This is a genomic window from Rhizobium sp. B230/85 (assembly GCF_019355735.1).
Taxonomy (GTDB): Bacteria; Pseudomonadota; Alphaproteobacteria; order Rhizobiales; family Rhizobiaceae; genus Rhizobium; species Rhizobium rhododendri.
In genome coordinates, this window is the sequence record NZ_CP072158.1 from 192,372 (window position 1) to 206,170 (window position 13,799).

Annotated in this window: 12 protein-coding genes; 10 read left to right on the forward strand and 2 right to left on the reverse strand. The window is 62.1% G+C overall.

Translation table 11 applies throughout. The features are described 5' to 3' along the window. Positions 1-76: 76 nt before the first annotated feature. Together J5289_RS26000 and J5289_RS26005 are read right to left on the reverse strand one after the other, a co-directional pair. Complete coding sequence (locus J5289_RS26000) at positions 77-2,161, reverse strand: ABC transporter substrate-binding protein (RefSeq protein ID WP_209185526.1); 2,085 nt, start codon at positions 2,159-2,161, stop codon at positions 77-79. 120 nt (positions 2,162-2,281) lie between these two features. Next, the gene (locus J5289_RS26005) at positions 2,282-3,748 is read right to left on the reverse strand and encodes an alpha-glucosidase/alpha-galactosidase (protein WP_209185525.1); all 1,467 of its coding nucleotides are present in this window, start codon (positions 3,746-3,748) and stop codon (positions 2,282-2,284) included. Between the two features lie 357 nt (positions 3,749-4,105). On the opposite strand from J5289_RS26005, the gene J5289_RS26010 reads away from it, so the two are divergent. The 10 genes from J5289_RS26010 (at position 4,106) to J5289_RS26055 (ending at position 13,762) form a co-directional block, all read left to right on the forward strand. Continuing rightward, positions 4,106-4,711, forward strand: coding sequence for a cupin domain-containing protein (locus J5289_RS26010; RefSeq protein WP_142829398.1), 606 nt, complete (start codon positions 4,106-4,108; stop codon positions 4,709-4,711). A gap of 132 nt (positions 4,712-4,843) precedes the next feature. After that, positions 4,844-5,785: a substrate-binding domain-containing protein gene (locus J5289_RS26015; RefSeq protein ID WP_209185524.1), complete on the forward strand. Its 942-nt coding sequence runs from the start codon at positions 4,844-4,846 to the stop codon at positions 5,783-5,785. Positions 5,786-5,872: 87 nt separating this feature from the next. Continuing rightward, the gene (locus tag J5289_RS26020) at positions 5,873-6,667 is read left to right on the forward strand and encodes an ATP-binding cassette domain-containing protein (protein WP_142829394.1); all 795 of its coding nucleotides are present in this window, start codon (positions 5,873-5,875) and stop codon (positions 6,665-6,667) included. A 77-nt stretch (positions 6,668-6,744) separates the two neighbouring features. Then, positions 6,745-7,683 carry an ABC transporter permease gene (locus tag J5289_RS26025; RefSeq protein ID WP_257623520.1) on the forward strand — a complete coding sequence of 313 codons (939 nt, stop codon included), beginning with the start codon at positions 6,745-6,747 and terminating at the stop codon, positions 7,681-7,683. 3 nt (positions 7,684-7,686) lie between these two features. Beyond that, positions 7,687-8,775: a phosphotriesterase gene (locus J5289_RS26030; protein WP_209185522.1), complete on the forward strand. Its 1,089-nt coding sequence runs from the start codon at positions 7,687-7,689 to the stop codon at positions 8,773-8,775. Between the two features lie 32 nt (positions 8,776-8,807). Next, a complete protein-coding gene (locus tag J5289_RS26035; protein ID WP_142829388.1) occupies positions 8,808-9,578 on the forward strand; it encodes a glutamine amidotransferase in 771 nt (256 codons plus the stop codon). A gap of 3 nt (positions 9,579-9,581) precedes the next feature. Beyond that, positions 9,582-10,499, forward strand: a complete 918-nt coding sequence (locus J5289_RS26040) for a ribokinase (RefSeq protein WP_209185521.1) — start codon at positions 9,582-9,584, stop codon at positions 10,497-10,499. Then, complete coding sequence (locus J5289_RS26045) at positions 10,496-11,338, forward strand: BtpA/SgcQ family protein (protein WP_209185520.1); 843 nt, start codon at positions 10,496-10,498, stop codon at positions 11,336-11,338. Before J5289_RS26040 ends, J5289_RS26045 begins: the two co-directional genes overlap by 4 nt. Positions 11,339-11,376: 38 nt before the next feature. Then, complete coding sequence (locus J5289_RS26050) at positions 11,377-12,591, forward strand: Zn-dependent hydrolase (protein ID WP_209185711.1); 1,215 nt, start codon at positions 11,377-11,379, stop codon at positions 12,589-12,591. Between the two features lie 286 nt (positions 12,592-12,877). After that, a complete protein-coding gene (locus tag J5289_RS26055) occupies positions 12,878-13,762 on the forward strand; it encodes an XdhC family protein (protein WP_280636346.1) in 885 nt (294 codons plus the stop codon). The last annotated feature ends 37 nt before the right edge of the window (positions 13,763-13,799 follow it).

Here is a 13,799-nt window from a genome sequence, read left to right on the forward strand (position 1 = left end):
TTGTGGAACGGACTGCATGTTTCAGAGATATCCGGCCGCCTTGCTCTGCGGCCGGATATCTCACTGCCTTGGGAGGCTAGTCTATCGGCCCCTTGCCGCCCGGCGCGCCCGGCAGTTGTTGCGGGAAGAGCTCGTATTTACCCTGCTTGTCGGCCGCCACGAAGATGCGCTCGCGGATGATCGCGTCCTCCGCCCAGTTGAACATGAAGATCGGCGTTCCCTGGGGAATGTTCGAGAAGCGCTTGTTGATGATGAGCGCACCCGGATACTCGGTCAGGCCGACGGTGTTGACGTTTTCGGTGTAGATCTTCTGGTACTGCTTCATCAGGCTGGTGCGCTCATCGTTGTCCTGGGTGGTGATGAACTTGCGGACGACATCGACAAGCTGCTGCTCGAAGGGCATCAGGTCGAGTTCGCCGCTTTCCGGCGACCGATGATGGAAGCTCGTCCGTGGGCCGATTGGCGCAAGCTGCTCGGTGTTCTGGACCACCGAAGACAGTTCGGTGTGATTGCGCATGATCATCCAGTCAAAACGACCGGCGTAATTGGCGTCGTCGCGCTTGGTGCCGGTCTGTGAGTTGAGGATCACGCGGATCCCGAGCTTCTCCATCTGGGCGATCACGCCCTCGGCAAGGCTCTTGTCGGTGCCGTAGTCGTTGTTGACCAGCAGCACGATCTCGACATCCTTGCCGCCTGCAGTGCCAGCCGGAAAGTTGACGATGCCGTCGCCATCGGTATCCTTCAGCCCGGCCTTGGCGAGTTCGGCCTTGGCTGCGGCGAGATCATAAGGGTAGTAAACCGTGGACTGGCGGTCGTAAAAGCTGGTGCCGGAGGAGAGCCCGCCGGGATAGATCGCCGTGAACGGCCCCTTGACCAGGGACTCGCCGATGGCCTTGCGATCGAGCGCCATCGTCACCGCCTTGCGGAAGTCGAGATTGCGGTTCAGTTCGCGGATGGCCTGCTCGCGTGCATCCGGCTGTCCCCAGCCGTTGGCGGAGAAGTTCATGGAGAGGTTATAGCCCGTCAGGCGCGGACCGAAGGCGAGGCGCGCCGGTGCATCCGGTTGGGCAGCCCGTTTCAGCGAGGCGACGAAATTTTCAGGCTGCTCGAGGTTGGAGATATCGCCGGAGCCGGCCACGGCCTGCACGTCGCGATCCGCCCATGTCGAGAGCTTGTAGTGGGCCTCGTTGAGATAGGGCAGCTGGTTACCCTTCTCGTCGACCTTCCAGTAATAGGGATTGCGGCGCATGACGATGATGTCGTCAGGGCGGTATTCGACCGGCACCCAGGCGCCCATCACAGGCATGTTCATGAATTCCGGCGGGAAGGCATTCTTGAATTGGTCGTAGGTGTTCTTCGAGTATTTCGGATGCTGCGGCTTCAGGATATGCGACGGACCCGGGCAGAAGGTGCCGTAGGCCATGGCGAACAGATATTGCCGCGGGAATGCTTCCTTGAACGTCCACTCGATAGTGTAGTCATCGACCTTCTTGAGCGTCGTGCCGACCCCGAATGTCTCGGGCGTGGCGCCGTTCAGCGGCGAGACGTTGGGGTCCACCACTTCGTCGTCCCAATAGAACATCACGTCGTCAGCGTTGAAGGCGACGCCGTCGGACCATTTGGCGCCCTCGATCAGGTGCATGGTCAGCTTGTGGCCATCCGGCGACCAGTCCCAGCTCTTGGCAAGGTTCGGCAGCGGCTCGGTATCCTTTGCCTCGACCTGGAACAGCGGCGCGGTGCGCGTCAGGCATTCGGACAGGCCGATATCGATGCCGCCCCAGCCCTGGCTCTGGCCTGCACCGTAGTTCCAGCCTTCCGGCCGGCCGCCGATGACATGGCGCAGCGTGTCGCCGTAGACGCCGATGCCGTCGGTCATGTTGCCGGTCTTGTAGACCATCGGCTCCTTCGGCAGGCGGTCCTTGACGGGCGGCAGCTTGCCGGTCTTGACGAACTTTTCCGTCATCCAGTCCGGCTCGTGATATTCGGGCAGCGCCTTGAATTCGAGGATGGAGTCGCGCGCGACATACTTAATCTTGCCTTCGGCCGGAAAAGTCGGCGCGACCGGCGCAATTGTCGGCTCGGCGGCATGGGCGTTCATCGCGATGACGGACGCCGCAAGCGCCAGACCCGCTGCCAGGCTGATGGATCGGAAATGGCTCATTGTCTCTCCCCTTGTCGTGAACTGCCTCCTTCAAAGACAGCTCCGCTCCTCCAAATCAGGGCGTACGGTATGAGCGGGCGCCTCTCCTCAAGCGCTCCGCCGCCGTTCGTCCCTGCAATCTCAACTGGCCTGTTTCAGGCTGGCCTTTTCTACGCGCAGTTCCTCGATCGACCGGACATTGCGTGTCGCCGCGCCCTTCCAGTCGCCTGTCTTGACCTTCGATCGCGAAAGCCTTTCCTTCGCAGGCTCGATGGCATCGGCATATTGCGGCAACCAGCGCGCCTGGGCGACCACCATTTCGTCGACCATCTGCCAGACCTCTTCCGGCGTCGAGACAGCACCGACGAGCGGATCGTGCAAGACGGCCAGCTTCAAAAGGTCGATGTCGCCGGTGACGGCAGCATGGACAGACATCCGCTGGACGTTGATCGAGGCGATGCAGGTGGCGGCGCAAGCTTCCGGCAGCGTGATGCTGGCCACCATGTTGATGCCGAAGCGATCGACGAAGCCGGGCGACTCGATAATCGCATCGGCCGGCAGATTGGTAATGATGCCATTGTTCTTGACGTTGAAGTGTCCGCGATAGACCCGGTTGGTCTCCAGCGCTTCGAGGATATGGCTCGCATGCTCGTTGGAGCGGCGGGCCGGATCTATCGGTGCGGAAGCGGATTCGAGGATCTGGTCGAATTCGGTTTCGAACCAGTTGCGCGTCTCCGTCGAGTGGCGCAGGTAGCCGCCGGTCTCGCCGTGGATCCAGTCCGACATGTCGATCCACTTGCCGATCTCTTCAGGCCGCTTGCGGTACCACGGCAGGTATTCGGACAGATGGCCGTTGCTCTCGGTCGAATAGACCCCGAAGCGCTTCAGCACGTCGATGCGCAGCTTTTCCTGCTGCGAGAAGACGGGATGCGCTTCGAAAGCGGCGACCAATTCGTCCTTGCCGATCTTGCGGCCCCTGAGCCTGAGGTCGACGAACCAGGTCTGGTGGTTGATGCCCGAGCAGATGTAGTCCAGTTCGTCCTTGGACGTGGCTCCAAGCACTTCGGCGATCTGTTCCGCGCCGTGCTGGACGCCGTGGCAGAGGCCGACGGTGTCGACCTTGCCGTATTCGATAGCCGCCCAGGTGTTCATCGCCATCGGGTTGGCGTAGTTCAGGAACTTCGCACCTGGCTCGGCAACCTCGCGGATATCCTTGCAGAAATCGAGTATGACAGGAATATTGCGCTGGCCGTAAAGAATTCCGCCGGCGCAGATCGTATCGCCAACGCACTGGTCGATGCCGTATTTCAAAGGGATGCGGATATCGTCGGCATAGGCTTCGAGGCCGCCGACGCGCACGCAGCTGATGATGTAGCGGGCACCCTCGATCGCCTCGCGGCGATTGGTCGTGGCGGTCACCCGGGTCGGCAGCTTGCTGCTTTCGACGATGCGATCGAGGATCGCCTTGATCATCCCGAGATTGTGTTCGCTGAGGTCCGTCAGCGCGAATTCGACGTCGTGGAACTCCGGAATGCAAAGGATGTCGGTGAAAAGCTTCTTCGTGAAGCCGACACTGCCTGCGCCGATAATTGCGATTTTGAAACTCATGATCCTCACCCTGTCTGTCAAGCGAACGATGCGCGACTGCATCCGCTGCAACCTCGCCCGTCGTCTCCAGCGGCCTCGCATCGCTGCAGGCTCGCGTCCCCCCGCCTCTCCTCGGCGGATCGTTCGGTACTCTTGTCTGGCCGGGATTATGCCGATTATGCATCGTGCGACCAGAGAACTATTATGCTTTCAAGGGTAATTTTGTGCTGTCGAAACGATCTCCCATTACCCGCCTGATCGCCGCCGGTGGAAGGGCAATCGAGCCTTTTCTCGCCGCAACGCAATCTCTGGACAGACGGCGCGCTCGTCCCGTAAGCTGCCTCATCGGTACTTCACGACAACGGCCTGGCACTGCAGATGAACAAGATGGATAAACCGGCAGCCCACGACGGTCAGACCTTCGCTCCTTCGCAACTCGGCGTGCGGCTGCGGCTGGCGCGGCAGACATTGGGAATGACGCTGAAGGCGCTGTCGACAGCTGCGGACTGCTCGGAAAGCCTGTTGTCGAAGATCGAGAACGGCAAGGCGTCGCCATCGTTGCCGATGCTGCACCGGCTGGTGGGGGTGCTTGGCACCAATATCGGCTGGATGTTCGAGGAGGCCGACGGCGACGAGGGTATCATCTTCCGGGCCGGCGACAGGCCGCTGATCGCGCTCGATCCGCTGCGCCGTGGCGAAGGCATTTCCCTCGAGCGCGTCATCCCCTATTCTGCAGGCCACCTGCTTCAGTGCAACATCCATCACATCGAGGCCGGCGGCGAGAGTGCCGGTCCCATCCAGCATGCGGGCGAGGAAGTCGGATATCTCCTCGCCGGGGAAATCGAGTTGATGGTCGGCGAACGGACCTTTCGGCTTGCGCAAGGCGATAGTTTCGTCTTCAAATCGGAAATGCCGCACTGGTACCGCAACGTCGGCAGCGAGCGTGCCAGTATTTTCTGGGTCAACACACCGGCGACCTTCTAGCTTCCGGGAGGTTCTTCATTTCGGCGGCTAAAGCTAATTCAAGTATCTTGACAATCATTCAAGTCTCTTGAATTATGATTGGGCTTGAAGCCAATGAGCCCGGTCACGGGCCTATCCGAAAAGGGGAACTACATGCGATTTTCCAGATATCTGATGGCCTGCACGGCAGCCATCGCGGTGACGATGGCCGTCGGCTCGGCCGCAGCCTCCGCCAAGACGTTCGCGCTCGTCACCATCAACCAGCAGGCGCTGTTCTTCAACCAGATCAATGACGGCGCCAAGGCTGCGGCCAAGACCGCCGGCGCCGACCTGGTTATCTTCAACGCCAACAACGTCCCCAGCGCCCAGAACGACGCAATCGAAAATTACATCACCCAGAAGGTCGACGGTATCATCCTCGTCGCCATCGACGTCAACGGCGTCAAGCCGGCCGTCACTGCCGCCAAGAAAGCCGGCATCCCGGTCATCGCCATCGATGCGCAGATCCCCGACGGCGATAACATTGCCTTCGTCGGCGTCGACAATACCAAGGCCGGCAGCGATATCGGCAAGTTCTATGCGGACTACGTCAAGGCCAACATGAAGGGGTCGGCCAAGATCGGCGTCGTCGGCGCACTCAATTCGTTCATCCAGAACCAGCGCCTCGACGGCTTCAAGAAGGCTGTTACCGACAGCGGCGAGAAGGTCACCTTCCTCGACACCGTCGATGGCCAGAATGTCCAGGACGTGGCCTTGAGCGCCGCTGAAAACCTGATGACCGCCAATCCCGACATGACGACGCTCTATGCCACCGGCGAACCGGCCCTGCTCGGCGCCGTGTCGGCCGTCACCAGCCAGGGTCGCACCGGGGACATCAAGGTATTCGGTTGGGACCTCACCAAGCAGGCGATCGAAGGCATCGATGCCGGTTGGGTTGCGGGCGTTATCCAGCAGGATCCGGCCGGCGAAGGCAAGGCTGCCGTCGAAGCGCTCGACAAGATCTCCAAGGGCGGCTCGGTCGACAAGATCATCAACGTCCCGGTCACCATTGTCACCAAGGACAATGTCGACAAGTTCAAGGACATGTTCAAGTAAGATCTCCCGAACCGTGTGACCGCGGCCGGCAACAGCCGCGGTCAAATTGACAGCCGTGGAGCAACGCTCCCTGTCAGGTGAAATCATATGACCAATGCCGATACCTACCGCGTCAGGATGACCGGTATCTCCAAGCGCTACAACACGATCCAGACCCTCGACAATGTGTCGCTGAACCTGAAGCCGGGAGAAGTCCTCGGTCTCGTCGGCGACAACGGGGCGGGCAAGTCGACCCTGAGCAAGGTACTCTCTGGCGCCGTTATTCCGGACGCTGGCACCATCGAGATAGACGGCAAGACCGTCAGCTTCGCCTCGCCGGCCGATTCCCGTGCTGCACGCGTCGAGATGGTCTACCAGGACCTCTCGCTCTGCGACAGCGTCGACGTTGCCGGCAACATATTCCTCGGTCGCGAGCCGCGGCGACACATCGCCGGCGTCCCGTTCCTCGACAACAGGAAAATGCACGACGAGGCCCGCGACATGCTCGAGCGGCTTGGCATCGTCATTGCCGATACGCGGCTGAAGGTTGAAAATCTCTCCGGCGGACAGCGTCAGTCGATCGCCATCGGCCGTGCGGCGTCCTTCAATCCTTCGGTCCTGATCATGGACGAGCCGACGGCAGCGCTTGCCGTTGCCGAGGTCGAGGCCGTGCTCGAATTGATCCGCACGGTCAGCGCTCGCGGCGTCAGCGTCATCCTCATCACCCATCGGCTGCAGGACCTGTTCCTCGTCTGCGACCGCATCCAAGTGATGTACGAGGGCCGCAACGTTGCAGAGCGGCGGATCGAGGACACCAGCATCGAAGAGGTCGTCAACCTGATTGTCGGCCGCAAGTTCAACGCCCGCTCCGCCGGCCACAAAGACCAGGGGATCCCGGCATGACCGTCTCCACTACCGAACCCTCCCTGCACGCCGCTGCACCGCCGCGCGTCCACAAGACCCGGCTGCGCGACAAGGCGATGGCGAATGGCAGCATCATCTCGATTGCGCTGTTCTTCCTCGTCGTCTGTATCGTCTTCTCGGTTGCAACAGGCGCTTTCCTGACGGCGCCCAATCTGCTCAACGTCGTGCGCCAGTCGGCACCGCTGCTGATCGTCGCCGCTGCTATGACATTCGTCATCACAACGGGTGGCATCGATCTCTCCGTCGGCTCCGTGTTGGCGCTGACATCGACGCTCTCGGCGGCCTCGTTGCAGGCGGGCATTCCGTGGCCTGTGGTCGTAGTGCTGATGCTGGCCCTCGGCGGCTTCGTCGGTGCGCTGCAGGGCTTCTTCATCGCCTATGAGCGCATCCCGTCCTTCATCGTCACGTTGGCCGGCCTCTCGGTAATTCGCGGGCTCGCCCTGCTAATCACCGGCGGCTATTCGATCCCGGTCGATGCGGAAAACCCGTTCACCGCTCTCGGCCGGGCCTGGTTCCTCGGTGTCCCCGTGCCGGCGCTGATCGCTCTCGTCATTCTCGTCGTCAGTTTTATCGTCTTCAACCAGACGCCGTTCGGTCGCTATGTGACCGGCGTCGGGGCCAATGCCGAGGCAGTGCGCCGCGCCGGCGTCAACACCCGCCTGACGACGCTGCTGGTCTACGTAATTTCCGGCACCGCTGCAGCTGCTGCCGGCATCATCCTTGCTGCCCGTCTGGGTTCCGGTTCGTCGAATGCCGGCCAAGGCTTCGAACTGGATGTCATCGCCGCGGTGGTGCTCGGCGGCACCAGCCTGTTCGGCGGTCGCGGCACGATCCTCGGCACCGTACTCGGCGCCCTCACCGTCGCGGTCATTGCCAACGGCTTGATCCTTGCGCACATGTCTCCCTTCCTGACGCCAATCGTGACCGGCTCCATCATCCTGATCGCCATCTGGCTGAATTTCCGCATCTTCAAGGGTGCCGTGAGGAGCCGCTGAGACATGGATCACCTGTTCGATACAAAGCCCGTCGAACGCGCGGGGATCGGTGTGCGCTCCGGCACGGCGATGACGGTGCTCGGGCCTGTCGCGGTGGACGACCTCGGGGTCACGCTGATGCACGAGCACATCCTGCTCGACGGCGCCAGCACCTGGAAATGCCCGTGCCATCCCGACGAAAAGCTGATCGCCGAGCAGCCGGTCAATATCGAGATCGTCGGCGAGCTCAGGATGAACCCCTACATGAACCGCGACAACGTCTCGCTCGACGACAGCGACTTGGCGCTCACGGAACTGAAGAAGTTCCAGGCGCTCGGTGGCCATACCGTCGTCGAGGCGACGAATATCGGCATCGGCCGCGACCCCCCGAAGCTCGCCCGTATATCGCGCATGTCCGGCATGAAGATCATCATGGGCACCGGCTTCTATCTGCAGCATACGCATCCGGAATGGCTGAAGGCTATGGATGTCGAGGCGGTGACTGAGTTCATCGTCAACGATGTCGGTGGTGGCGAGACGCAGCCGGAAATCATGGCCGGCATTATCGGTGAGGTCGGCGTCAGCAAGGACTTCACCTCCGAGGAGCTGAAGTCGCTGCAGGCCTCGGCGCGCGCATCGCGGATCACCGGCCTGCCCCTGACCATCCACCTGCCCGGCTGGGAGCGGCTCGCTCACAAGGTGCTCGACGTCGTCGAGGAGGAAGGGGCCGATCTCAGGCACACTGTGCTCTGCCATATGAACCCCAGCCACAGCGACCTGCCCTACCAGAAGAGCCTCGCCGAGCGCGGCGCCTTCCTGGAATACGACATGATCGGCATGGACTATTACTATGCCGACCAGGATGCACAGTCGCCGTCCGACGAGGAGAATGCCCGCGCTCTGCGCTCGCTGATCGACATGGGTTTCGTCGACCGGCTGCTGCTGTCGCAAGACGTGTTCCTGAAGATCATGCTGACCCGCTATGGCGGGTTCGGATATGGCTTCATCCTCAAGCATTTCGTGCCGCGGCTGAAGCGCCACGGCGTCGATCAGGCCTCCATCGACCGGATGCTGGTCGATAATCCGAAATCGGTTTTTTCCGCGGCCACCTGAGCCGCAATCGCAATCTATCGAAGGAGTAAAGCATGCCCAAGAAGAAGGTTCTTCTCGCCGGCGAATCCTGGGTGTCGACCGCCACCCACATCAAGGGCTTCGACCAGTTCCCGACCGTCACCTACCACACCGGCGCCGACGAGTTGCTGACCGCCCTGAAGGACAGCGATTTCGACGTCACCTTCATGCCGGCCCATGAGGCCCAGCGGGATTTCCCGCAGACCATCGAGGCGCTTTCGGCCTACGATGCCATCGTTCTGTCGGATATCGGCGCCAACACGCTGCTGCTGCATCCCGATACATGGATCCATTCCAAGCCGACCCCAAACCGCCTGCGCCTGCTGCGCGACTACGTCGGCAACGGCGGTGGCCTGCTGATGTTCGGCGGCTACTACAGCTTCCAGGGTATCAATGGCGGCGCCCGCTATCACAATACGCCGATCGAGGATGTGCTGCCGGTCGATTGCCTCTCGGTCGATGACCGCGTCGAGGTACCGGAAGGCTTTGCACCGGCGGTCAACGGTTCAGAGGACCACCCCATCCTCAAGGGTCTCGGCAAGGACTGGCCAATCCTGCTCGGTTTCAACGAAGTTACGGTGAAGCCCGGTGCCGAAGTTTTGGCGACCGTTTCGACGGACTATGGTTCGCTGCCGCTGCTGGTTGCCGGCTCTTACGGCAAGGGTCGGACCGTCGCCTGGACATCGGATGTCGGCCCCCACTGGCTGCCGCAGAGCTTCATCGCGTGGAGCGGCTACAAGACCCTGTTCGAGCAGATGCTGGCCTGGGCAACCACCAAGGATTGATCCATGCGCGTCCACGTCGTCGGCAATGTCTGCATCGACACCACGTTCCGCCTCGACCGTTTTGCGCGGCCGGGGGAAACGCTGAATGCCGACGGCCATAGCGATGGCATCGGCGGCAAAGGGGCCAACCAGGCGGTCGCGGCCGCCCGGACAGGTGCTCCGGTCGACTTTCTCGCTGCCACCGGCACGGATGCTGCGGCCAGAACCATCCGCGAGATGCTGTCGGAGGAATTCGACACAGCACTGATGCCGGCCCTGGAGCTGCCGACCGACCGCTCCACGATCATGGTCGATGCCAGCGGTGAAAACATTATCGTCAGCGGCGTCACATGCGCTGAGGCCTTTGATCCCCTGCTTCAAACCGGCCTCGCGGCCTCGATCGGGGATCAGGATATCGTGCTGTTGCAGGGAAACCTGCGCGCCGATGTGACAATCGCCTGTCTGAAGGCCGCCAAGGCGAGCGGGGCAACGACAGTGTTCAATCCAAGCCCACTCGCACCGGGCAGCAGTCCGGACCTTGCGGCGGCCGATATCGTGATTGTCAACGAGGGTGAGGCTGCCGAGATTTCGGGGCATGCCGATCCGCGGGAGGCCGCCCGTGATCTCATCTCCCGGGGCGCAGGCTCCGTCGTCATTACGCTCGGCGCGCGCGGTTGCCTTGTTGTCGACAGGGCGGGAGGCGCGCCGGACTGGGTCGAAGGCCTGCGCGCCGATGTCGTCGATACCAGCGGTGCGGGCGATGTCTTTTGCGGCTGTGTCGCCGGATGTCTTGCGCAAAAGATCCCACTCGGTCATGCCGTCCGCATTGCCACGGCTGCTGCGGCACTGTCCGTCGGCCGCACCGGTACAATGCAGTCCTGCCCCAGCCAGCAGGAGATGGCACACCTTATCGATATGGAAATGGAAACGGAAAACACATGACAGCCCCTACGAACCGCATCGGCCAGGTTGCCGACAACGTGCTGGTCTCCCTGTTCGGAAAGCCCAAGGCCGTCATCGGTGTCGTCCATCTGATGCCGCTGCCGGGATCGCCCCGCTACGACGGCGAGACGGTGGAAGCGATCTACCAGCGCGGCCTCGATGACGCAAAAGCCTATCTGCACGGCGGATGCGACGGTGTGATCGTCGAGAACCACGGCGACATTCCCTTTGCCAAGCCGGACGATATCGGCCCGGAAACGTCGGCCTACATGTCTGTGGTTTCCGACCGCATCCGCCGCGAACTCGGCCGACCCATCGGCATCAACGTGTTGGCCAACGCCTCGATCCCGGCGCTGTCGATTGCCAGCGCCTCGGGTGCCGGCTTCGTTCGCGTCAATCAATGGGCCAACGCCTATGTCGCCAATGAAGGCTTCATCGAGGGCGAGGCCGCGCGCGCCATGCGGTTCCGCGCCAAGTTGCGTGCCAACGGAATCCGTATTTTCGCCGATGCCCATGTCAAGCACGGCGCCCATGCTATCGTTGCTGACCGTCCGGTCGAGGAGCAGGTCAAGGATCTCGTGTTCTTCGACGCCGATGCGATTATCGCCACCGGACAGCGCACGGGCCATGCAGCTGACCTCGGCTACATCAGGATGATCAAGGAGGCCGCCGGCCTGCCGACATTGGTGGGCAGCGGCGTCACGCCCGACAACGTCAACGACATTCTCGGCATCGTCGACGGTGTCATCGTCGCAAGTTCGCTGAAGTATGACGGCGTCTGGTGGAACCCGGTCGAACTGTCGCGCGTCCAGTCATTCATAGCGGGCATCAGGGCGTGACATCGGCTTCCATCAACGGCAAACGGTTGCTGGCCCGAATGCAGGCCTTTGCCGCAATCGGAGCCACGCCTGCCGGTGGTGTCAACCGCCAGGCGCTGAGCGATGGCGATCGCCAGGCTCGCCGGCTGCTGGCGGAACTCGCGCTGGCACGCGGTTTCGGCGTTTTCCAGGACAGCATGGCCAATCTGTTCATCCGGCGGGAAGGCCGCAACGCGGTGCATGCGCCGGTGCTGATCGGAAGTCACCTCGACAGCCAGCCGACGGGCGGCCGGTTCGATGGTGCGCTGGGCACACTGTCGGCGTTCGAGGTACTGGAATCGCTGGAAGATTTCGACGTAGATACCGAGGTTCCGGTCGAAGTCGTCGCCTGGACCAACGAAGAGGGCAGCCGATTTTCGCCTGGGGCGATGGGCTCGATGGCCTTTGCCGGCGCCGCCGACCCCGCAGAGTGGGACTCTCTTTCAGGTGCCGACGGTGGCTCCTTTGCCGACGAACTCGCCGCCACTCTCTCGGCGCTGCCGGAAGCCACGATGCGCCCGCTCGGCACGCCGGTGTCGCGTTATCTCGAATTGCACATCGAACAGGGGCCATCCCTGGAGGCGGAAAATATTCCTATCGGCGTCGTCACCGGTGTGCAGGGCACGCGCTGGCTGCAGGTGACGTTCTCCGGACAGGCTGGACACGCCGGCACCACGGCTCTTGCCTATAGACGCGATCCGATGGTGGCAGCCGCTTCCGCCCTGCACGAGTTGCAGGCAACCGTGATGCACAACGATGCGCATGCGCGGTTGACCGTCGGTCGGATAGCCATCCATCCGGGCTCCATAAACGCCATTCCGGACTCGGTTGCCTTCAGCGTCGATATCCGCCATCCCGACCCAAACAGGCTGGATGGCATCGAGGCCGAGGTCCGCAGTGTCTGCGACAGTCGAGCCATTGCCGAGAGATGTAGCTGCAGCATCCTCCAGACCTTCGATATGCCGTCGGCGACCTTCTCGCCTATCGTCACCGGTGCCGTCGAGGCGGCAGCGACAAGCCTTTCACTGACATCCAAGCGTATGGTCTCCGGCGCCTTTCATGACGCCCTGTTCCTCGCCCGCGTAGCCCCGTCGGCGATGATTTTCGTCCCCTGCCGCGATGGCTTGAGCCACAACGAGGCGGAATATGTTGCCCCAGAGCACATCGTGACGGGCGCCCGCGTCATGTTCGAAGCAACGCTGTTGCTGGCCAATTCGATGACAGCTGCCGTTTGATCCATCGTTCGCAGTCAACCGGCGCACAATCTGCAGACGACGTGTTGACGCGGCCTCAAATCTGAGGCGTCATCGGCATGGATGGCTCGTGCCCGCGGTCGGTGCCGGGTCGGGCAAGGCATCATGACAGAGTGAGTTTGCAACGGGGGAGTTCGGAACCTATCGTCGAAGCTGTAGTTTAATTTTCAACCACTACAGAAACCTCGTCAATTCCGGGCTCGCGTCCGAGGCCAGAGATCAATCAATGTCGCTTGTGCTCACCAGACCCGAAATATCGATGCCGCAAATGGCATTCATGACCGACGCCGCCCAGGAGATCCTGCAATTCGCGGCCGACTCCGTCGACGAAGGCTTCGAGACGGCGCTTGTCACCCTGGTCGAGATCCGTGGCGGTGCAGCGCGAGCGCTCGGTGCCCAGATGGCAGTTCGCCGGGACGGCCTTTACTGCGGCTACGTCTCGGGCGGATGTACGGAGGCGGCGGTCGCGGCGGAGGCCCTGCAGGCCATCGCTGGCGGCAATGACCGGTTCTTGCGCCTGGGGGAAGGGTCACGGTTCTTCGATATCGTCCTGCCTTGCGGCGGTGGTATCACGCTGGCAATCCATGTGCTCAGGGACAATCTCAGTCTGCGCAGCGTGCTGGAAGGCCTGAAATCTCGGCGTCGCATGGGGCTCAGGTACGATGCTGGCGCGCAGTCACTCGAGGTTGCAGCCTTTCCGGCCAAGGATGCCTGGGACGGAGAGCATTTGTCGAGAGGCTATCGTCCGCGTCCTCGCCTGTTGCTGAGCGGCAGGTCCATCGAGGCCGAGCGCACGGCCAAACTCGCAGCCTCCACCGGCTATGAGGTCGTCCGCCGGGAAGATGGTGCAAATTTGCTGGGCGGTGCGTTGCCCGACCACGATATGGCGGTTGTCCTCCTGCACCACGATCTCGATCTCGAACTGCCGGTCCTTCGTGCAGCGCTGGACGGAAATCCGTTTTACATTGGTGCCCTCGGCAGCAGCAAAACCCACGAGCGGCGCTCGGCGGCGCTGAAAGAGCTTGGATACGAGCAAGCTGCCATCGACCGGATCAAGGCGCCGATCGGCGTGATCGCCAAGGCCCGGGACGCCAATACGCTGGCACTCTCCGTACTCGGTGATGTCGCTGCTGCCTACGCGATCTCGCGCTGACTGGGCAAGTTTTTCCAATATCGGACTACGGGCCGAA